Source organism: Streptomyces sp. NPDC079167 (assembly GCF_040686735.1).
In the GTDB taxonomy this organism is placed as follows: domain Bacteria; phylum Actinomycetota; class Actinomycetes; order Streptomycetales; family Streptomycetaceae; genus Streptomyces.
This window is the reverse complement of record NZ_JBFBLO010000006.1, coordinates 72,161-92,137: the sequence shown is the minus strand read 5'-3', so window position 1 is coordinate 92,137 and position 19,977 is coordinate 72,161. Positions and strand designations below refer to the sequence as shown.

Below are 19,977 nucleotides of genomic sequence, written 5' to 3'. Positions count from 1 at the left end.
GCCACCGGATGATAGGGAATGCTTCGCCCCTTGCCTTTTCCTGACCGCGTAAACGATCCTGAAGTGATCATTTCTGGATGAATCCTGTGCCAGGCCGGTGGGCGGAAGGGCGTTTCACGAGGCGGGTACGCGGGCAGCCGCGAGGAGGAACGGAAACTTCCGGATCCTCCGGAGCCCCCGGAACGAGAGGCCGAGTCGCGTGACGCTGAAGGTGTACGAGACCGAGCAGGACGCGTGGACCGTGCTGCGGATCCACGGCGAACTCGACCTCGTGAGCTCACCCGTCGTGCGTCAGTCCGTCCACGGGGCGGTGGCCGAGGGACGGCACGACGTGGTCCTCGACCTCTCCGGGGTCCTCTTCTGCGACTCCAGCGGTGTCGGCGTCCTGATCGCCTCCCGCCGCCTCATGAAGTCCTGCGGCGGCCGTCTGCGGATCGTCCTTCCGGCCCGCGGCGCGGTCGACGGCTCGCACGTCAACAAGGTGCTCGGAGCCCTGGGGGTACGCCGGCTCTTCGAGGTCTACCCGGACTCGGACGCGGCCACCGACGACGAGTCCCAGCCGCTCACGGCCTGAGACGCCGGGCCGGGGCGAAATCGTCACACCCCTGCCGACCATCGGTGACACGTGACGCCGCCCGGCGTCGTACGCTCCCCGCATGGACAGCGCAGAGTACGAGCGCAAGATCGCGCACCGCTTCGCCGCCTTCGACCAGGACGGCAACGACTACATCGACCGCGCCGATTTCAACGCCGCGGCGGCCCGTCTGCTCGCCGAGTTCGGCACGACGGCCCGCTGCGACCGTGGCCAGTCCCTCTACACGGGCGCCGAGGCCTTCTGGCAGGGCATGGCGGGCATCGCCGACGTGGACGGGGACCAGCGCGTCACCCGGGAGGAGTTCGTCGGCGGGGCCGTGAAGCGGCTGCGGGACAACCCCGAACGGTTCGCGGAGATCGCGCGCCCCTTCCTGCGCGCGGCGCTCGGCGTCGCCGCCGGCACGGACCCCGAGGGCGCCGGGCCCGCCTCGGCGCCGGTCGCCGCGGTCGAGCGCGCCCTGCGGGTGCTGGGTGCCGCGGACGACATCGCGAGCGTCGCGGCCCGGAGCCTGGACACCGACCAGGACGGCCGGATCGCCGAGACGGAGGCGGTCGCCGCCTTCTCCGCGTACTTCACGGTGATCGAGCCCGACGCGTAGCCGCGCGGGCACAGCCGGTGCGCGGTCACCGTGACCGCGCGTGGCCGTGCGTCAACACGCCCAACGACATGAGCAGTTCGTGGCCTTCCGCGGCCCGGCTCGGGGAGTGCCCCGGCCGGGCCGCTGTGCACGGTCAGGGGTGGTCGTGGCTGACCGGAGGCGTACGGAACGCGCGGAGCGGGTGACGCACCGCATCCGGACCGGGGGTGCGCCGCCGGGGCGGGCTGTCACCGGGCGGAGTCGCGGGCCCGCGCTCGGGTACGCTCCGTGGGATGCGAGTGGTACTGGAACCGGAGGATCCGGGTACGGCCCCTGTGGCCGCCCCGGCCGGCGCGCGGTGCCCTGCTCGTGACCCACGGAGCTGCGACGGGCCTGCCGGGGACTCGGTCCCCGGGGTGCCGCTGCGCTTCTGTTCGACTCTCCGCAGCACGCGTCGCACAGTATGGACCACGCGTACTCCTTCGCGCTGGAATATGCCCGAAGCGCTTGTTGCGGTGACTGTACGTCAACCATGCTGTCTCGCAGTGGAGTCACGTTCCGTGACCCTGAGGAGGCGCTAGGCGATGTGTCCGCCGGTTCGGATGGTGTGAGCGGTGCAGGTGCTTCAGGTTCAGCTGGAGGTCGGGCCGGATCCCGCGGAGGTGGGACGGGCCCGCAGATGGGCGCGGTCGCGGCTGATCGGGTCCGGGATGGAGGACGACGAGCCGCTCGCGGAGACTCTGATCCTGCTGATCTCGGAGCTCGTCACCAACGCGGTGGTCCACACGGGCTGTCCGGCCGTGCTGCGGATGCTCTTCGGCTCGGCGAACCCGGCCGGTTCGGCGGGGACGGTGCGGGTCGAGGTGGCCGACACCAGCTGCCGTCCGCCCCAGCCGCGCCACGCGGAGGGCGAGGACACCAACGGCCGCGGCCTGGAGCTGGTGGACGGTCTGGCCGACCGCTGGGGCTGGCAGCCGGAGGGTGCGGGCAAGCGGATCTGGTGCGAGGTCGACCGGAGCGGCCCGGTGATGGTCCCGGTGATCCAGGAGCAGCCCGGCGACCGGGCCCGCGCCTGAGGACACCTGCTCAGGCCGAGCGGAACGTCCGCCGGTAGACCGTGGGCGACACCCCCAGCGCGGCCTGCACATGCTGCCGCAGGGAGGTGGCCGTACCGAAGCCGGCGTCCCGCGCCACCTGCTCGATCGACAGGCCCGTGGACTCCAGCAGGTGCCGTGCCCGCTCCACCCGTTGCTGCGCGAGCCACTGCCCGGGGCTCACGCCGACCTCCTCGCGGAAGCGGCGGGTGAAGGTGCGCACGCTCATCGACTCCTGCCGCGCCATGTCGCGCAGCAGGATCGGCTGGTCCAGCCGGCCGAGGGCCCAGGTCCGTGCGGCGGTCGTCGTGGCGAGCCCCGCCTCGGGCAACGGGCGCCGGACGAACTGCGCCTGACCGCCGTCGCGGTGCGGGGGCACGACGGTGCGGCGGGCGATGTCGTTGGCGACGGCGGTGCCGTGGTCGCGGCGCACGATGTGCAGGCAGAGATCGATCCCGGCGGCCACACCGGCCGACGTCAGGACGTCCCCGTCGTCGATGAAGAGGACGTCCGGGTCGACGCGGACCTTGGGGAAGAGCCGCTGGAAGTGGTCGGCGGACGCCCAGTGGGTTGTGGCGGGCCGCCCGTCGAGATACCCGGCGGCGGCGAGGACGTAGCCGCCCGTGCAGATGGAGACCATGCGGGCCCTGGGCCTGATGTACGCGAAGGCCGCGGCCAGTTCGTCGGTGAGCCGGCCCTCCTCGTGGACGGGCCCGAGTTCGTACGAGGCCGGGACGACGACGGTGTCGGCGGTGGCGAGCGCCTCGGGGCCGTGCTCGGCCAGGATGCTGAAGTCGGCGTCGGTGCGGACCGGGCCCGGCGGGCGCACGGAGCAGGTCACGACGTCGTACAGCTTTTCCCCCGCGCCGGGCGTCTCCGCGCCGCGTGTGCGGCCGAAGATGCGCTGCGGGATGCCCAGTTCGAAGGGGATCACCCCGTCCAGGGCGAGCACGACGACGCGGTGGGGCATGCGGACTCCTGCTCTCCCGCGGAGAGCATCCCGCGGATTGGGTGCGGCCGTCTCCGGCCTGATAAACGTAACGGCCATGAAGGAGAAGCCGGCCGGCCGCGCGTCCATTCCCCGGGCCGCCGTCGTCCGCGCGGGGGCCGCCGCTGCCGCGCTCGTGACCGTGGCGGCGGGGCTCGGCGTGCGCTCGGCGGCGAGCGGGGACGTGTCCGGGTACGCGGGCGACGCGCTCTACACCGTGCTGATCCACGCCCTGGTGGTCCTCCTCGTGCCCCGCGTACGGCCGCCGGTGGCCGCGGGCGTCGCGCTGGCCTTCAGCTGGGCGGTGGAACTGACCCAGCTCACCGGCGTACCGGCCGAGCTGGCCCAACGGAGCGCGTGGGCACGGCTGGTGCTCGGTTCGACGTTCAACGCCCCGGATCTCCTCTGGTACGGGGTGGGCGCGGCCCTGGCCTGGGCCGTCCACAGCGGCTTGCGGGCCGGGCGCTCCTGACCCCGGTGGCCCGATTCCTGCGATGAGTGTCCTCCCGGCCACTCGTCCCGGGACGGCCGCCGGCCGGATGCTGGGCGGCGTGACCCCGACAACCGACAGCGCGACGTTCGAGCGCGCCCCTCGCCGCCGCTCCCGCCCGCGGATCCACCGCGCGTGGATCGTCGCCGCCGTCACCTTCGTGACGATCATCGGCGGCGCGGCCTTCAACTCCCTGCCCGGCCTCCTCATCGAGCCCCTCAACGAGGCATTCGACTGGTCGTACGGCGAGATCGGTCTCGCCGTCTCCCTCGACATGGCGCTGTACGGCCTGTCCGCGCCGTTCGCCGCGGCGCTGATGGACCGGTTCGGTATCCGCCGTGTCGTGGTCGTCGCACTCGTCGCGGTGGCGACGGGAGCGCTGGCGAGCGTCTGGATGACGGCGTCCTGGCAGCTGATGCTCTACTGGGGCCTGCTCGTCGGGCTGGGCACCGGCTCGATGGCGATGGCGTTCTCGGCGACCGTCACCAACCGCTGGTTCGTGGCCAGGCGTGGTCTGGTGACCGGCATCCTGACGGCGGCCGGGGCCTCCGGCCAGCTGGTCTTCCTGCCGCTGTGCGCCTGGATCGTCGACAAGCACGGCTGGCGCCCGGCCTCGGTGACGGTCGCGCTGGCGGCGCTCGTCGTCGTCCCGTTCGTCTGGCTCCTGATGCGCGACCACCCGGCCGACGTGGGCCTCGCCCCGTACGGCGGCACGTACGTGGAGAAGCCGGCACCCGCGACGGGCGCCGCGGCCCGCACCGTACGCGTCCTGTTCGAGGCGGCGCGCACGGGCCCGTTCTGGCTGCTGGCGGGCTCGTTCGCGATCTGTGGTGCCTCCACCAACGGCCTGATCCGTACCCACTTCGTGCCCTCGGCCCACGACCACGGCATGGCGATCACCGCGGCGGCCTCCCTGCTGGCCGTCATCGGTGTCTTCGACATCATCGGAACGATCTTCAGCGGCTGGCTCACGGACCGCTTCGACGCCCGCAGGCTGCTGGCCGTCTACTACGCCCTGCGCGGGATCTCGCTGCTGTTCCTGCCGATGCTGATGGCGCCGACGGTGCGGCCGTCGATGGTCTTCTTCATCGTCTTCTACGGACTGGACTGGGTCGCGACGGTCCCGCCGACGCTGGCCCTGTGCCGGGAGCAGTACGGCGACGACAGCGCGATCGTCTTCGGCTGGGTCCTGGCCTCGCACCAGGTCGGGGCCGCCCTCGTGGCGTTCCTCGGCGGTGTGGTCCGGGACGTGACCGGCTCGTACGACCTCGTCTGGTACGCCGCGGGGGCCCTCTGCGCGACGGCGGCCCTGATGGCCCTGGTGATCCGCCGCAGGGCGACGGCCCCGGTGCCGCCGGCCGTCCGCTGAGGGCGGCGGTCAGCCGGCCCTCGCCACGCGGGCGGCGATCTTCCGCGCGTCCAGCGCCATCTCTCGGAGCATCCCGCTGATCGGGTTGGTGAAGCCCGTGAAGTAGAGGCCCGGTGCCCCGGCCGGGGTGCGGGCGCCGTGCACCACGGGCCGGCCCCGGGCGTCCAGTACGCCGAGGTGGCCGACCAGGCCCTCCAGGGCGCGTTCGTACCCGGTGGCCGCGATCACGGCGTCCGGGGTGATCCGGGTGCCGTCGGCCAGTGCCACGGCGTCCCCTTCGAACGACTCGACCGCTGCCACCGGCACGACCCGGCCGCGCTTCACCGCGTCGATCAGCCCGACGTCCTGGACGGGGATCGCACCCTCCTTGACCCGCGAGTACAGGCCGGTGTCCGGGCGGGGGAGGCCCTGGGCCGCCAGATCGGGGACGGAGACGCGGCACAGCACGCTCCCCGCCCGGTCGACGAGTCCGACCGGCAGCCTGCGGACCAGGACGGCGGTGGCCTGGGCGGGCCAGCCCGCCGTGGAGCGGCGCACGATGTGCGGGACCGTGCGGACCGCGATCCGCACCCGGGACGCGCCGCCCTCGACCAGGTCGACGGCGATCTCGGCGCCCGTGTTGCCGATGCCGACGACGAGGACGTCCTTGCCGGCGTACGGGGCCGGGCCGCGGTACCGCGCGGCGTGCGCCAGCTCGCCGGTGAAGTCCTCGCGCCCCGGCCACGGCGGGATCCGCGGGGTGTGGTTGAAGCCGGTGGCCACCACCACCGCCCGTCCGGTGAGCACCCGGCCGCCGGTCGCGCTCAGCTGCCAGCCCGTGCCGTCGGCGGTCCGCTCGATCCGGGACACCTCGACGCCCGTCACCACCTCCAGCTCGTGGTGCTCGGCGTACTTCTCCAGGTAGCGCACCATGTCGTCGCGCGACACCCAGCGCCCGAACCGGCGGGGCATCGCCAGCCCCGGGAGCGCCGACCAGCGCCGGGTGGTGTGGAGGTGCAGCCGGTCGTAGTGGTTGCGCCAGGACGTCCCGACGCCGCCGGACTTCTCCAGCACCACCGCTCGTACGCCCTGTTCCCGCAGGGCCGCCGCGGCGGCGAGGCCGCCCGGGCCGCCGCCGATCACATAGACCGGCCGGCCGTCCGTGCGGTCGACGGAGGCGGTCGGGGCTTCACCTGGGGCGGGGGTCGATTCGGGCATGGTCCGGAGCGTAATAGGACATGGACATGATGGGTTCCGGTCCGGACGGGAATCGGTTGCGAAATGATCACGGGCCGCGGCGGCGGCCCTCACAGCCCCGGAGCGCCCCACACCGGGAACCAGCGTGAGAGGTCCCCCTCCACCCGGAGGTCGTCGCCCAGCGTGGCGCGCACCTGGAGTTCCAGCTGGTTGTCGCGCTTCTCGCCGCCGCCGGGTGCCGGGGCGAAGGGGTAGAACGTCCCCCTCTTGTAGAGGTAGACCAGCGCCAGCGCGCGCCCCTCCGGGTTCCGAAATCCGATCATCGAGCAGAGCAGATGAGGGCCGAAGCCGCCGTCCTGGAGGAGGGTGTTGACCGCGTGCAGGTCGTTGACCAGCGCGGCCGTGCCGTCGTCACCGGGTTCCTGGCGGGCGAGCAGCCAGGTGTAGCCGTACGCGTCCCGGCTGAACTCGACCGGGACCCCGCCCCGACCGGTGTCCGCGTCGAGCAGCTCCCGGACGTCCTGCTGGATACGGGCGAACGTGCCGCCCTCCACCCCGGCGAAGCACACGGACCCGAGCCCGGTCGGCGTGAAACCGGTGCCGGCCTGGAGGGTGAGCGCGGCCGACGGCACGGCGAAGAGCTGGTCGAGATCGGGGCGGACCGGTTTGCTGCGGCCCAGGATGCTGTCGAGCAGGCCCACGGAGGCTCCTTACGGGTGGGACAGGCCGGCGGAGATGCGGGCCAGCTGGTCCAGACGCTGTTCGAGGGTCGGGTGGGAGGAGAGCAGCCGGCCCAGGCTCTCCTTGGCGGCGAAGGCGGGCACGAAGTAGAAGGCGTTGTACGGCTCCGCCTTCCGCAGGTCCTCCGTCGGGATCCTGGCCATCTGTCCGCTCACCTTGGTGAGGGCGGAGGCCAGCGCAGAGGGCCGCCCGGTGAGCAGGGCGGCCGTGCGGTCGGCGGAGAGCTCGCGGTAGCGGGAGAGCAGCCGGGTCAGCAGGAAGCTCAGGGCGTACACCACCGCGCTGATCAGCGGGATGAGCATGAGGATGACGCCCGCGGGGTCGTTGCCCCGGCTGCGGGCGAAGCCGCCCCACAGGGCGACCCGGGTGACGATGCCGGCGAGGACCCCGAGGAACGACGCGATGGTCATCACGGCCACGTCGCGGTGCGCGACGTGCGACATCTCGTGGGCCAGGACGCCTTCGAGCTCCTCGGGTTCCAGTCTGCGCAGCAGCCCGGTCGTGGCGCAGACCAGGGCGGTCCTCTCGCTCCGGCCGGTCGCGAAGGCGTTCGGGACGTCGCTCCGCGCGATGGCCACCCGGGGCTTCGGCATGTCGGCCAGTGCGCAGATCCGGTCGATCGCACCGTGCAGCTCCGGCGCCTCCTGCGGGGTGACCTCCCGGGCGCCCATGCCGTACGCGGCGATGCGGTCGCTGAACCAGAACTGGGCGATGAACAGACCGCCCGTGATCACCAGGATGACCGGCCAGGAGCCGCGCAGGGCCGCGAGCAGTACGCCCACGAGGACCACGTACAGCAGGCCGATGAAGAACATCGTGCCCACCATGCGGGTGGTCAGGCCCCGGTCCGGGGCGTAACGGGAACGCGTGCGTGCCATGGGTGCCTCCAGCGGCTCGCCTGCCTCCCATAGTGCCCCTTTCCGGTAGGAACCGTATGAAGAGTGCTCAGGGCCAGAGGAGCTCGCGGGTCCAGCCCGCCCCGTCCCGGCGGTAGCGCAGCCGCACATGCCGACGGCGGCCGTCGCCCTGGAAGAACTCCACCTCCCGGGGCTCGACGACGTACCGCGTCCAGGTCTCCGCCTCGGCCTCCGGCTCCGCCCGCGCCCGCTCCCAGGCCGCCTCGGAGGCCCGTACGAGGTCCTCGTGGGCGGGCAGCACCTCGCTCTGCGAGCCGGTCAGCGCTGCGGCCAGCGCGCCGGTGGACCGTGCGTGCAGGTCGGCACGGCTCTCCTCCCGGCTCGCGGGGGCGGCCGCGCCCCGGACGCGCACCTGGCGGCCCTGCGCGGGCCAGTAGAAGCCGAGCGCCGCGTACGGCCGGGCGGCGAGCTGCCGGCCCTTCGCACTGGTGGCGTGCGTGGCGAAGTGCCAGCCGCGCTCGTCCGCGTCGTGCAGCATCAGCGTGCGTACGTCGGGCAGGCCCTCCGCGTCCGCCGTCGCCAGGGTCATGGTGTGCGGCTCGGTCTGCCCTGCGGCCACCGCCTCGGCGAACCAGGTGCGGAAGAGGGGGAGGGGCGCGCCGGGTGCGGTGGACGGGTCGAAGCCGGGGAGTGCCACGTCCCAGACGCGCTGCGCGTGGAGCAGGTCGCGGAAGTCCTTCTGTGCATCGCTCATGGGCCCATTCCACAGCGTCCCGCGCCGGTGCGGAAACGCCGACGGCGGACCACAGGGGGTGGTCCGCCGTCGGTGAGACAGGACGTGGGGAGCCGCGAAGGGGGCGCGGTGCCCGGCGTGTGCGGGGGAGTCCTGGCCGGCCCCTACCTGACCGGCTTCTTGCCGGTGATGCCCAGATGCACCAACAGGGCGAGGGCCGGCCGGAGTTCGGCCTGCTTGACGCCCCAGGTGGAGAAGCTCTTCGCGTGCGAGGCGACCCCCGCCATCATGACGACCAGGGAGCCCGCCACCGCGCCGGGGCTGACGTCCTTGTCCACCTTGCCCTTGGACTGGAGCTCCTTGACCGCGTCCGTCAGGGAGTTGGTGACGGAGCTCAGGACCTTCATGCGGATCTTGTAGAACCGTTTGTCGCCCTCGGCCGCGCCGAGCTCGACGACGCGGAGGATCGCGTCGTGGCGCCGCCAGAAGTCGAGGAATCCCTCGACGAGTTCCTCGGAGGCCTGCCAGCCGGCTTTGCCGACCCAGGAGCGGTCACCGACCAGTTCGGTCAGTCCGGCACCTTCCTTGGCCATTTCCTCGGCGAGTTCGAGAACGGCGCCCTCGACGTCGGGGAAATACTGGTAGAAAGTCGCGGGTGAAGTCCCCGCCTTCCGTGCGACGTCGATGACTTTGACGTCCCGGTACGGCGAGGAGCTGAGCATCTCGCTGAGGCAGTCGAGCAGCTTCTGCCGCGTCGCCTGACCTCGCCGACCAGCCACGCGGCCGTCGACGGTGCGTACTTGTCCTGTCATGCCGTCAGCTTACCGAGGGGTGATCCGGGCGCTATCTGACCGACTGCAAATGGGGAACACCCCAGTGCGGGCGGGGTGAACAGCGCAATTCCGGGAGCGTCGTGATCCATTTTTCGTGCGGACTCACCCGTTTATGGAATTGCTCCTCGTCCCGCGCCCCAGGGGCTCCGGTGCGATGTTGTTATCAACAGCCTGTGGATAACTTCGGTGGACAACCCCTGTCCACGCAGGTCGCCGGACCTTCACGATCCGGGCAAAGGTTCTATTCACCCCTCGGGGCGCGCGGAAAGGCCCCCGACGCTACGTTGAGTGTGACGGGCGTCACGGCGATCCATGTGAAGGAAGGACCCGGGCCATGGCCGTATTCGCGCACTCCGCGCCGTGCTGGGTGGATGTGCAGCTCTCCGACCTGGAGGCCGGCAAGCGGTTCTACGGGGGGCTCTTCGGCTGGACCTTCCGGGCGGGTGACGGCATGCCCTTCGCGGATGCGTACAGCGAAGGCGAGCTCGTCGCCGCGCTCGCGGCCAAGCGGGACGGCCGCATGCCCACGACCTGGGGTGTCTACTTCTCGACCGACGACATCCGCGCCACCGTGGCCCTGGTGAGGAAGGCGGGCGGCCAGGTGATCACCGATCCGGTGCGGGCCGGCGCGGCCGGGATCCTCGCCCAGGCGGCCGACCCCGGCGGCGCGGTCTTCGGCCTCTGGCAGGCGGGGGAGCGCGCGGGTTTCGAGAAGCAGAACAGGCCGGCGGCCTTCTGCTGGACCGAGGTCTACACCCGGCAGCCGGAGCGGGTGGACGCCTTCTACGAGGAGGTCTTCGGTTTCCAGGGGACGGACATCGAACTGCCGGGCGAGGCGGGGGCGGCCGAGCCGTTCCGCGTCTGGTCCCCGGCCGGGACCGAGCCCGGCGAGGACACCGCCGTCGGTGGACGCGCGGTCCTCACGGACGCGTTCCCCGCGATGCTGCCCAGCTACTTCCTCAGCTACTTCGCCGTCGTCGACTGCGACGGCACCGCCGATGCCGCCGTGCGCCTCGGTGGCCGGATCACGGCCCCTCCCCTGAACATCCCGTACGGGCGGATGGCGGTCCTCCAGGACGACCAGGGTGCGGCTTTCGCCGTGCTCCAGCCGACCGAGCTGCTGCCGTAGCCCTTTCGGGACGTGTCCTGAAAGGGATGGAGTGCCACACAACACTCCGTTCCGCCCCCGGGTTCGCAACCGGGCCCCGAGCCAGGAAGAATCAGGGTGCGCACCGCCGAGTGGTGCCCAGTGGTGAGACGCTGCACAGGGCGGGATTTCGCGGGCTTCTGTTCCTGAGGTCCGTACGGGGAGGTGGCAGGCAAGTGGAGCAGCTGACGCAGCATGACCCGAGGCGGATCGGCCCGTTCGAGGTGCTGGGACGGCTCGGGGCCGGCGGCATGGGGCTGGTCTATCTGGCGCGGTCGGCGTCGGGCCGGCGGGTGGCGATCAAGACGGTCCGCACGGAACTGGCCGAGGACCAGCTGTTCCGGGTCCGCTTCACGCGTGAGGTGGAGGCCGCTCGCGCGGTCAGCGGTTTCTACACCGCCGCGGTGGTCGACGCCGACCCGAGGGCGGCCGTGCCCTGGCTGGCCACCGCCTACGTCCCCGCCCCCTCCCTCGAGGAGATAGTGAATGAGTGCGGGCCGATGCCGACGCAGGCCGTGCGCTGGCTCGCCGCCGGGATCGCCGAGGCACTCCAGTCGATCCACGGGGCGGGGCTCGTCCACCGTGACCTGAAGCCGTCCAACGTCCTGGTCGTCGAGGACGGGCCGCGGGTGATCGACTTCGGTATCGCGTCCGGCGTCTCCAACACCCGGCTGACCATGACGAACGTCGCGGTGGGAACACCCGCGTACATGTCTCCGGAGCAGGCCCGCGACTCGCGCAGTGTGACGGGTGCCAGCGATGTGTTCTCGCTCGGCTCGACCCTCGTCTTCGCGGCGACGGGTCACGCGCCCTTCCACGGGGCGAATCCGGTCGAGACCGTGTTCATGCTGCTGCGGGAGGGCCCCGACACCGAGGGGCTGCCCGACGACCTGCGCCCGCTCATCGAGTCCTGCATGCAGATGGACGCGGCCCGACGGCCCAGCCCCGCCGACCTGCAGTCGCAGCTGGCCCCGCACCTGTTCGCCTCCGGCGGAGACGACAGCGGCACGGCGTCGGCCTGGCTCCCGGCCGCGGCGACCGCGATGATCGAGCAGCGCCGCGGCGGTGGCCGTGCCGTGGCAGTCGCACCCGCGCCCGTGGTCGTGCCGCCGCCCCCGTCGCAGCCGCCGCCCGGCGCCGACCGGTACGAGGCGTGGCGCGGCGGCGGCGACCTGCGGACCGCGCCGGCCCCCGCGCCGGTGTCGGCGTCCGCCCCCGACGGCGGCCCCGTGCGGCTGCCCAACGCCAAGGTGCCGATCGGCCCCGGGCCCCGCCCCGTGGACGTACGGGGTCCCGCGGCCGCGCACGCCGACCCGGCGACCGGGTGGGTCCGGGCGCCCGGGCAGACGTCGGCCGTGCCGACCGCTCCGGTGCCCGCCCCGGCCCAGGCCCCGGACGCGGCACCCGCCGCGCCGGACCGCTGGCGGCCGTGGCGTTTCCGTATGTCGAACGACGTGTGGGGCACGCCCGTCGTGGTGGGCGACCTGCTCTACGTGACGTCCTTCGAGGTCCACGCCCTGGACGTGGGCAACGGCCGCCGCCAGTTCAAGACCCGCGACGTCGCCTGGTCGATGGCCGTCGACGGCGGCCGGATCCACGCATCGGACGGCCCGTCCCTGTACGCCCTGGACGCGGCGACCGGTGCCGAGCGGTGGCGGCTGCGGACCGACGCCTGGGTGTACGCCCTGAAGGCCGACCGGGGCACCGTCCTGACCGGGACGCGAGGCGGTGGCGTACAGGCGTGGGAGGCGTCCAGCGGCGAGAAGCTGTGGGAGACCTCCGGGGTCCAGACGGACTTCGAGACGCCGGAGGCGGGCCCCGTCCTCCACGACGGCACGGTGTTCCTGTGGCAGGACGCCCGGCTGCGCGCCGTAGACGCGCGCACCGGCACGGAGCGGTGGTCGTACCCCGTCGGCGACGCCGCCTCCTGCGGCGGGGTCCCGGTGCGGGTCACGCCCGCGCCCGACGGCTTCGTGTACGTCGCGGCGGGGACCCGGGTGCTGGCGGTGGACACGGTCTCGGGCCGGGTGCGCTGGCACTTCGAGTCACCGGCCGCCTTCCTCTCCCCGCCCGCCTTCGCACCGGGGCCGGCGGTCACCGGCGGCGGGGTGTACCTCGCCGACTACCTCGGCACGGTGTACGCCCTGGACGCGTCCACCGGCAAGGACCGGTGGCGGATCGCGACGGAGGCCCGGCAGTCCATCGAGCCCGTGCTGGTGACGGCGGGCAACGTGCACGTCGGCAGCGGCAGCGCGCTCTACACCCTGGACGCGGTCACCGGCACCCCGAAGTGGCGTTTCGCGGCGGGCGGCGACGTCGTCGGCACACCGGTGGTCGCGGACGGCCGGGTGCACTTCGGCTCGGCGGACCACGTCCTCTACACCCTGGACGCGGCAGGCGGCCAGCTCCGCTGGAAGCTGGCCACGGGCGGCGAGATCACGGGCTCCCCGGTGGCACAGGCGGGCGTCGTGTACGCGTGCAGCAAGGACCGCTGCGTGTACGCCCTGGACGCGGTCAAGGGCACGGGGACGGGGAACAGGGCCCGCGCCTGACGCACTCAGGGGTGGGGCGGGTGGTACCGGTCCCGGCCCTGCTCGTCCCCCTCGTCGGGGCGCTGGACGGGGTACTGGGCGGTGTCCTCGTCGGCAGGGGACGCCCGGTGCCGGCCCGGCCCGGTGTACGGATCCGCCTCGGGCTCCGGTCCGGGGGACGTGTACGCGGCCGGGCCCGGCTCCTGCGTCGGCGGCCAGGTGTCCGGGCGGTCGTCCGGCGGCACGGGATACGGCTCGGAGGTACGCCCGGTCCGTGCCGCCGACCGATGCCGCCCCGACATCAGCAGTGCGCCCAGCAGCAGCAGGAGGCCGCCCGCCAGCGCCTGCGCCACGCCCCACCCCAGCCCGTTGCCGTCACCGTCGACCGTGAGGCCGCCCGCCTCCTGGCCCTGCCGGACCATCCACAGCACGGTGAAGCCGAGCGTGATCAGGCCGGCGAGGGCCACGACCCAGCGCAAGCGGAACACGACCCCGACGAGGGTCACCAGGGCGGCGAAGAGGAACGGCAGCAGGATCGAGCCCATCACGGACGACGAGGCGCCGCTGATGCCGTCGAACAGGTCCTGGATGCGGTAGTCACGTCCGAGACGGCCGTCGAACCAGCTGTGGAAGGGGCTCTGCACGGCCGCCGCGGCTCCCACCAGCGCGACGACGGAGCCGAGGACATTGCGGATCATCGACAGCCTCCCGGGCCAAGGCGCACGGCTGTGCGCACCGCTCCCCGCGCTCGACGCTACGCCCGGCCGATCGGCCCTGCCATCGGAGACGAGGGAGACGATGACCAGACCGTGACAGGGCCATGACGGGACCATGGGCAAGCGCCCGGGATGCTGTGCGTTACGGTGTCGCGCGGCCGTGCGACGGCCGGGAAGCCGACTACAGCAAGGGGGGCTGCGTCGATGATGCGGCGACAGATGAGGTTCGCGGCGGTACTGGTCGTGGTGGTGCTCGCGCTCACCGGGTTCTCCACGTCCAGCAGCGGAGGCAAGAGCGGGAAGAGCCGCAGCAGCGGCGGTTCGGGCGGCGGCTGCTCCAGCTCTAAGAAGAGCAACGGCAGCTACCACGACTACGACGACGACTACGACAGCTCGTCGAGCTCGTCCGGCGGTTCCACGTACGAGTCGGCCACTCCCGTCTCGGAGACGGTCTCCCTGCGGGTCATCCGCTGCGCCCAGCAGAAGAAGGGCAAGCGCAGGGCGTACACCGCCTCGTCGGTCGAGGTCCGCTCGACGGCGACGGAGGAGCACACGTACGACGTGGACGTGACGTTCGTCGACGCCAAGGGTCTGACCGTCGACACCGGCGAGGCCGACATCACTCTCGCCGCCGGCGAGAAGCAGATCATCTCGGTCCCCATGGACAGCCCGCGCTCGGTCTCCCGTGTGAAGCGCTGCCAGGTGACTGCGGAGCTGCGCTACTGATCCTGCCGGGTATGATGCCCGGTATGGCAACCAAGAAGTACACGGTCACGCTGCCCGAGGAACTCGCGGAGGAGATCCGCAGCGAGGTGGGGCCCGGCGCGTTCAGCGCGTATGTCACGCAGGCCATAGAGCGTCAGCGTGAGCAGGACCGGCTGGGCGAGCTGGTGGCGTGGATGCAGGAGAAGGACGGGCCGCTCACCGAGGAGGAGCAGGCGGCGGCGGCGGCGGAGCTCCGCGAGATCGAGCGGTGGTTCGAGGAGCGTGCGCCCGGGGCCCACGGAAGGGCGACGGCCGCGTGACTCCTGAACTGTGCTTCGTGCTGGACTGTGAGGCTCTGTCGCGGGCCGTGTCCCGTGAGCGGGTCATGACGGGGATTCTCACCAAGGCGCACCAGGTGGGGGTCCGCGTGGTGACCAGCTCCATGACCCTCATCGAGGCGTACCACGACAAGATCCGGAGCGCTGAGTGGAACTGGGCCATGTCCCGCATCGTCGTGGAGCCGGTGACCAAGGACGTGGCGGACGAGGCGATCGCCCTGCTGCGTGAGGCCGGCCTGCACGGTCACAAGTACGCCATCGACGCCGCGCTCGCGGTCGTCGCGGGGCGGCAGCGGGGGCGGGTCGCTGTCTTCACCTCGGACGAGGACGACATGCGGAAGCTGTGCCGTCCGCAGGTGCAGGTCCGGGCATTGTGACCGGCACGCATGGAGCGGGGCCCGAGCCACCCGGCTCGGGCCCCGCTCCATGTACGCGGACATGCCGCGGCCGCGACGGCTCCCCCTCCGCGCCGCCGCGGCCGCTCCCCGTGCGGGTGAGGTCTAGCTGGCCGGCTCGCTCGTGGCGTGCGCGTCCTGGGTGGTGAGGTCCCCGCCGGTGGCGTGCGCGTCCGTCGGCTTGAGCGGCGAACCGGTGGCGTGGGCGTCCTGGGTGGTGATCTCCTCGCCGGTGGCGTGCGCGTCCGTGGGCTTGAGGATGTCGCTCTTGTCGGCCATGAAGTTCAACTCCTGAAGAGGTTGTGACTGCGGACGGAGAGCCCACCCGGCGGTTCCCCCGTGGATCGCCGGGTGGGCCTCCCAGGGCCGATCACCCTAACGGTGAGGCCACTCGCCAATCCGCCTGCCCCCCGACGCGACGGATCGATGAGTAGAGAGTGCCGTGGGGCGATAAACGATTGATGAACGCCGGTCAGGAGGCTCTGGCGACAGTGCTGGGGGCGAGCAGGTCACGTACGGAGGCGGCCTCGGGCGAGTCGAGGTCGTCGTAGATCGAGAGTGCCTCGTTCCAGCAGACCTGGGCGCGGTCCGTCTGACCGATGCCCGCGAGCCCGCGGCCCAGCGTGGTGAGCACGTTGGCCCGGCGCCATTCACCGCCGATACCGCGCAGGATCGCCAGTGCCTGCTCGGCCTGCGACGCCGCGTGGGCGGGCTGACGGATCGCCAGGTGCAGCTCGGCCAGCCGGAACAGGGTCATGCCGTGCCAGAGCTGCTGCCGGCTGTCGCGGAATATCGACATGGCCTCGGTGAGCACCTCCTGGGCGGAGGCCGTCTGCCCGGTGCCGGTGAGCGCCAGTCCGAGGGCGTACTTCCCGTTGGCGAGGCGCAGGGCCAGTCCCGAGGTGTCCGCCTCGTAGATGCCCACCCCCTGCTGGGCGAGGTTCACCGCGCTCGCCGTCCTCCCCGTGGCCAGATGGACACGGGAGAGGTTGCACAGGGCCGAGGCCTCGCCGGGCTTGTTGCCGTCCGCGCGGAAGGCGGCCAGCGCCTCACTCAGGTGGTTCTCGGCGTCGGAGTGCCGGTTCTCGTACAGGGCGATGATTCCGCGCTGATTCGGTACCTGGCCGAGGGAGACCGGGTCACCGGCCAGCCGGCCGAGCTCCAGCGCGCGCCGGGCCTCGGTCTCGGCCTCCGCGAACCGCCCGGAGACGCTGAGGGCATGGGTCAGCATCGTCCTGGCCCTGCCCTCGGCCTGCGCGTCGCCCGCGGTCTGCGCCGCGTCGCTCACGGCTTTGGCGGCAGTCGCGAACTGGTGGGAGTTGGCACCGGATTCGCCCAGGTCCACCATCGCCATGAGCAGGTCGGCGGCGCGCCGCGGCATGCCCGAGCCGGCGGACTGGGCCGCGCAGGCCAGCAGTCCGCTGGACTCGGAGAAGAGCCAGTCGAGCGCGGTCTCACGCACCTGGAAGGTGAGTCCGGGGTACCCGGTCCGCGAGAAGTGGTCGAGCACCCGCTCCCCCGGCCGCTCCAGCGCGTACACCCCCGCCGCGGTGGCCAGGTAGAAGTCCAGCAGCCGTGACAGCGCCAGCTCCCGCCCCGCCGGGGGCTGTTCGTCGCGTTCCGCGCATGCACGCGCGTAGAGCCGCACCAGGTCGTGGTAGCGGTAGCGGCCGGGGGCGGCGGACTCCAGGAGGCTGGTGTCGACCAGGGTCTCCAGGAGGTCCTCCGCGGTGTGGAGGTCGAGGTCCAGGAGGGCGGCCGCCGCGGCGAGGGAGATGTCCGGGCCGTCCGCCAGGCCCAGGAGACGGAAGGCGCGGGCCTGGGCCGGTTCCAGCTGGCCGTAGCCGAGCTCGAAGGTGGCCTTCACCGCGAGGTCGCCCGCCTGGAGTTCGTCGAGGCGGCGGCGTTCGTCGGCGAGCTTCGCGGCCAGGACCGACACCGTCCAGGTGCGGCGGGCGGCCAGCCGGGAGGCGGCGATGCGGATGGCCAGCGGCAGGAAGCCGCACGCGGCCACCACGTCCAGGGCCGCGTCGCGCTCCGACCGGACGCGTTCGTCGCCGACGATGCGGGTGAAGAGCTGCAGGGCCTCCTCGGGGGACATCACGTCCAGGTCCACGAGGTACGCACCGGCCAGGTCGACCATGCGTACGCGACTGGTGACCAGGGCCGCGCAGCCCTCCGTGCCGGGGAGCAGGGGCCGGATCTGGGCCGCGTCGTGGGCGTTGTCGAGCAGCACCAGGATGCGACGGCCGTCCAGCGTGGAGCGGTAGAGGGCGGCGCGCTCGTCCAGGGAGTCGGGGATCGCGGAGTCGGGTGTGCCCAGGGCGCGCAGGAACGCGCCGAGGACGGTCTCGGGTTCGGCGGCCCGCGCGCCCGCGCCCTGGAGGTCGACGTACAGCTGGCCGTCCGGGAAGTGCGGGCGGGCCTGGTGGGCGAGGTGCACGGCGAGGGTCGTCTTGCCGACGCCGCCGATCCCGGCGAGCGCGGAGACCGCCATCACGGTGCCCTCGGCGGCCGCCAGCCGGGCGCCCAGCTCGCGTACGAACGCGGCGCGGCCCGTGAAGTCGGGAACCGTGGCCGGGAGCTGGGCCGGGCGGACCGGTACGGCGACGGGCGCCGGCTCGTCCGCGGGGCGGGCCAGCTCCTCGTCGGCCTGGAGGATCCGCTGCTGGAGCTGGGCGAGTTCGGGGCGCGGGTCCACGCCCAGCTCCTCCGCGAGGAGGCGGCGGGTGTCGGCGTACACCGCGAGGGCCTCGGCCTGCCGGCCGCTGCGGTAGAGCGCGACCATCAGCAGCTCGCGCAGCCGTTCGCGCAGCGGATGGGCCGCTGTGAGGGCGGTGAGTTCGGAGACCGCCTCCGCGTGGCAGCCGGCCTCCAGGTCCAGGTCCAGCCGGGTCTCGGTGAGCTGGAGGCGCCACTCCTCCAGCCTGGTCCGCTGGTTCTCCGCGTACGGGCCGGGCAGGGAGGCGAGCGCCTCGCCGTCCCAGAGGCCGAGCAGCTTGTTGATCAGGGCGCGGGCCTGGCCCCGGTCCCCGCCGCCGCGTGCCTTCTCCGCCTCCGCCGCCAGATCCTGAGCCAGCGTCAGGTCGAGTGCCTCGCGCGGGATCCGGACCGCGTAGCCCCCGGACTCGCTGACCAGGGTGTCCTGGCCAAGGATCTTGCGGAGCCGGGAGGCGTACGTCCGTACGGTGGCCAGCGCCTGGGACGGAGGGTCGTCGCCCCAGAGGGCGTCGATGAGTTCGCCGGCGGTGGCGGTGCGGCCGTCGCGCAGGAGGAGGGCCGCCAGCAGGGCGCGCTGCTGCGGGGACCCGGAGGGCAGGAGCTCGCTGCCGCGCCAGGCGCGTACCGGGCCGAGTACGGTGAAGCGCAGATCGGTGCCGGCCGGCCGTTCCCGTGGAGCGCGCTGCTCCGGAACGCGCACACCGGGTCCGTTGTCGCGGTCCATGATGCCCCCTGTCCTGCTTGCCCCGCCGGTCCTGCTGATCCCGCTCTGCTTCGTACCGCTGGTATCGCGGTCAACAGTCTGCCTTGTTATGGGCGGGCTCGTCAGTATCGGGTGGTGCTCTGCACAGGCCCTCGACATGAATCGGGGGGCGGGAGCCCGCGCGGGAGGCGCGCGCGCCTACGGGCGGCGCTTCGGGTCGGGCAACTGGTCGCGCAGCGCGGTGAGCTGGCGCGAGGATTCCACGGCCCGGGTCTCGTCCAGGGTGGCCAGTGCCAGGAGCAGCGCTTCGGCGACGAGCAGGCCCGTCAGCGACTCGGCCGTGATGCCGGTGGGGGTGTGGGGCGCGGTCAGGACGGCCGCGACCCGGTCCGCGTAGGCCCCGCCCAGCTCGTCCGTCACCAGCACGACCTTGGCGCCGACCGCGCGTGCGCGCTCCGTCATCACGGTCAGCTCCACCAGCCGCCGGCCCGGCTGGAAGATGACCACGGCGTCGCCCTGCCCAGGGCGAGCAGCTGGCCGGTGTCTGACCACGGCCCTGCGGCTGCACGGCCGGGACGAGGCGCTCGCCGACGGTCCGCTCGACCAGGTGGGTCTCGGGCGGTCGGCCCCGAAGTGCTGGTCCTCGACGAGGCCGTCGCCGCGCTGGACGTCTCGATCCAGGCGCAGATCCTCGCGCTGCTCGCCGGGATCCGGCGGGACACCGGGGTCGCGCCGGTCTTCGTCAGCCATGACCTGGCGGTCGTCCAGCACATCACGGACGAGGTGCTGGTGATGCGCCGCGGCACCGTGGTGGAGCAGGGGCCGACGGCCGGGGTGCCGGCCGCGCCGCAGGACCCCTACACCGGACTGCTGCCGGCCTCGGTGCCCCGTGAGGGCTGGGACCCGGCGGACGCCGTCAGGGCCCGGGCCGCCGCCGGGCTCTGATTCCGAAAGGGCCGGGGCCGGAAAAAGGCAGGAGCCCCGTTCCTCCGCCGGAGCGGGGGAGCGGGGCTCCTTGGGTACTGCTCACTCGGCCGCGATCGGCCGACCCGGGCAACTAGGCCGGGGTGACGTTCTCAGCCTGCGGACCCTTGGGTCCCTGAGTGACGTCGAAGTTCACGACCTGGTTCTCCTCGAGGGAGCGGAACCCGGACGCGTTGATCGCGGAGTAGTGGACGAAGACATCCGGGCCGCCGCCGTCCTGGGCGATGAAGCCGAAGCCCTTTTCAGCGTTGAACCACTTGACGGTTCCGGTAGCCATAAGCCCT

Annotated in this window: 20 protein-coding genes and 2 pseudogenes; 11 read left to right on the top strand and 11 right to left on the bottom strand. The window is 72.7% G+C overall.

What is annotated here, in order from left to right; all coding sequences use genetic code 11:
- The first annotated feature begins 199 nt into the window (after positions 1-199).
- From AB0P41_RS14650 to AB0P41_RS14640, 3 genes are all read left to right on the top strand, one after another.
- Entirely contained in the window at positions 200-574 is a 375-nt protein-coding gene (locus AB0P41_RS14650; protein ID WP_356707805.1) for an STAS domain-containing protein, read from the top strand.
- Between the two features lie 82 nt (positions 575-656).
- On the top strand, positions 657-1,193 hold the full coding sequence (locus tag AB0P41_RS14645; protein ID WP_356707804.1) for an EF-hand domain-containing protein: 537 nt from the start codon (positions 657-659) through the stop codon (positions 1,191-1,193).
- A 593-nt stretch (positions 1,194-1,786) separates the two neighbouring features.
- Positions 1,787-2,248, top strand: a complete 462-nt coding sequence (locus tag AB0P41_RS14640) for an ATP-binding protein (protein WP_356707803.1) — start codon at positions 1,787-1,789, stop codon at positions 2,246-2,248.
- Between the two features lie 10 nt (positions 2,249-2,258).
- Here the strand turns inward: AB0P41_RS14640 and AB0P41_RS14635 are convergent, their stop codons facing one another.
- Entirely contained in the window at positions 2,259-3,236 is a 978-nt protein-coding gene (locus tag AB0P41_RS14635) for a helix-turn-helix domain-containing protein (RefSeq protein ID WP_356707802.1), read from the bottom strand.
- A 76-nt stretch (positions 3,237-3,312) separates the two neighbouring features.
- Here AB0P41_RS14635 and AB0P41_RS14630 point away from each other — a divergent pair, with 76 nt between their 5' ends.
- Positions 3,313-3,726, top strand: coding sequence for a DUF2809 domain-containing protein (locus AB0P41_RS14630; RefSeq protein WP_356707801.1), 414 nt, complete (start codon positions 3,313-3,315; stop codon positions 3,724-3,726).
- A 67-nt stretch (positions 3,727-3,793) separates the two neighbouring features.
- The gene (locus AB0P41_RS14625; RefSeq protein ID WP_365932536.1) at positions 3,794-5,113 is read left to right on the top strand and encodes an MFS transporter; all 1,320 of its coding nucleotides are present in this window, start codon (positions 3,794-3,796) and stop codon (positions 5,111-5,113) included.
- Between the two features lie 9 nt (positions 5,114-5,122).
- Here AB0P41_RS14625 and AB0P41_RS14620 read toward each other — a convergent pair whose 3' ends face one another.
- The 5 genes from AB0P41_RS14620 to AB0P41_RS14600 form a co-directional block, all read right to left on the bottom strand.
- Complete coding sequence (locus AB0P41_RS14620) at positions 5,123-6,310, bottom strand: NAD(P)/FAD-dependent oxidoreductase (RefSeq protein ID WP_356707800.1); 1,188 nt, start codon at positions 6,308-6,310, stop codon at positions 5,123-5,125.
- An 89-nt stretch (positions 6,311-6,399) separates the two neighbouring features.
- On the bottom strand, positions 6,400-6,990 hold the full coding sequence (locus tag AB0P41_RS14615; protein ID WP_356707799.1) for a hypothetical protein: 591 nt from the start codon (positions 6,988-6,990) through the stop codon (positions 6,400-6,402).
- A gap of 9 nt (positions 6,991-6,999) precedes the next feature.
- Complete coding sequence (htpX, locus tag AB0P41_RS14610) at positions 7,000-7,908, bottom strand: zinc metalloprotease HtpX (protein WP_356707798.1); 909 nt, start codon at positions 7,906-7,908, stop codon at positions 7,000-7,002.
- A gap of 67 nt (positions 7,909-7,975) precedes the next feature.
- Positions 7,976-8,641: a pyridoxal 5'-phosphate synthase gene (locus tag AB0P41_RS14605; protein WP_356707797.1), complete on the bottom strand. Its 666-nt coding sequence runs from the start codon at positions 8,639-8,641 to the stop codon at positions 7,976-7,978.
- Positions 8,642-8,784: 143 nt separating this feature from the next.
- Positions 8,785-9,432: a TetR family transcriptional regulator gene (locus tag AB0P41_RS14600; RefSeq protein WP_365932207.1), complete on the bottom strand. Its 648-nt coding sequence runs from the start codon at positions 9,430-9,432 to the stop codon at positions 8,785-8,787.
- Between the two features lie 355 nt (positions 9,433-9,787).
- Between AB0P41_RS14600 and AB0P41_RS14595 the strand changes: the two genes are divergently transcribed.
- Both AB0P41_RS14595 and AB0P41_RS14590 read left to right on the top strand, forming a co-directional pair.
- Positions 9,788-10,582: a VOC family protein gene (locus tag AB0P41_RS14595; protein WP_365932206.1), complete on the top strand. Its 795-nt coding sequence runs from the start codon at positions 9,788-9,790 to the stop codon at positions 10,580-10,582.
- Between the two features lie 194 nt (positions 10,583-10,776).
- Positions 10,777-13,152 carry a serine/threonine-protein kinase gene (locus AB0P41_RS14590; protein ID WP_365932205.1) on the top strand — a complete coding sequence of 792 codons (2,376 nt, stop codon included), beginning with the start codon at positions 10,777-10,779 and terminating at the stop codon, positions 13,150-13,152.
- Between the two features lie 5 nt (positions 13,153-13,157).
- On the opposite strand, the gene AB0P41_RS14585 is transcribed toward AB0P41_RS14590, so the two are convergent.
- The gene (locus tag AB0P41_RS14585) at positions 13,158-13,829 is read right to left on the bottom strand and encodes a hypothetical protein (protein ID WP_365932203.1); all 672 of its coding nucleotides are present in this window, start codon (positions 13,827-13,829) and stop codon (positions 13,158-13,160) included.
- A gap of 222 nt (positions 13,830-14,051) precedes the next feature.
- Between AB0P41_RS14585 and AB0P41_RS14580 the strand changes: the two genes are divergently transcribed.
- The 3 genes from AB0P41_RS14580 to AB0P41_RS14570 are packed head-to-tail and all read left to right on the top strand — an operon-like array spanning position 14,052 to position 15,267.
- Complete coding sequence (locus tag AB0P41_RS14580) at positions 14,052-14,573, top strand: hypothetical protein (protein WP_365932201.1); 522 nt, start codon at positions 14,052-14,054, stop codon at positions 14,571-14,573.
- Positions 14,574-14,596: 23 nt separating this feature from the next.
- Positions 14,597-14,872, top strand: coding sequence for a hypothetical protein (locus tag AB0P41_RS14575; protein WP_356707791.1), 276 nt, complete (start codon positions 14,597-14,599; stop codon positions 14,870-14,872).
- Complete coding sequence (locus AB0P41_RS14570) at positions 14,869-15,267, top strand: PIN domain-containing protein (RefSeq protein ID WP_365932200.1); 399 nt, start codon at positions 14,869-14,871, stop codon at positions 15,265-15,267. Before AB0P41_RS14575 ends, AB0P41_RS14570 begins: the two co-directional genes overlap by 4 nt.
- A gap of 123 nt (positions 15,268-15,390) precedes the next feature.
- On the opposite strand, the gene AB0P41_RS14565 is transcribed toward AB0P41_RS14570, so the two are convergent.
- From AB0P41_RS14565 to AB0P41_RS14555, 3 genes and pseudogenes are all read right to left on the bottom strand, one after another.
- The gene (locus AB0P41_RS14565) at positions 15,391-15,564 is read right to left on the bottom strand and encodes a hypothetical protein (protein ID WP_356707789.1); all 174 of its coding nucleotides are present in this window, start codon (positions 15,562-15,564) and stop codon (positions 15,391-15,393) included.
- 193 nt (positions 15,565-15,757) lie between these two features.
- Positions 15,758-18,730, bottom strand: a complete 2,973-nt coding sequence (locus tag AB0P41_RS14560) for a BTAD domain-containing putative transcriptional regulator (RefSeq protein ID WP_356707788.1) — start codon at positions 18,728-18,730, stop codon at positions 15,758-15,760.
- A gap of 177 nt (positions 18,731-18,907) precedes the next feature.
- Positions 18,908-19,245: pseudogene (locus AB0P41_RS14555) on the bottom strand (transcriptional regulator); the annotation flags it as partial.
- Between AB0P41_RS14555 and AB0P41_RS14550 the strand changes: the two are divergent.
- Positions 19,242-19,654 (top strand): annotated as a pseudogene (locus AB0P41_RS14550) (ABC transporter ATP-binding protein); the annotation flags it as partial. The pseudogenes AB0P41_RS14555 and AB0P41_RS14550 sit on opposite strands and share 4 nt — an antisense overlap.
- Before the next feature lie 112 nt (positions 19,655-19,766).
- On the opposite strand, the gene AB0P41_RS14545 reads toward AB0P41_RS14550, so the two are convergent.
- On the bottom strand, positions 19,767-19,970 hold the full coding sequence (locus AB0P41_RS14545) for a cold-shock protein (protein WP_003967102.1): 204 nt from the start codon (positions 19,968-19,970) through the stop codon (positions 19,767-19,769).
- Positions 19,971-19,977 lie beyond the last annotated feature (7 nt).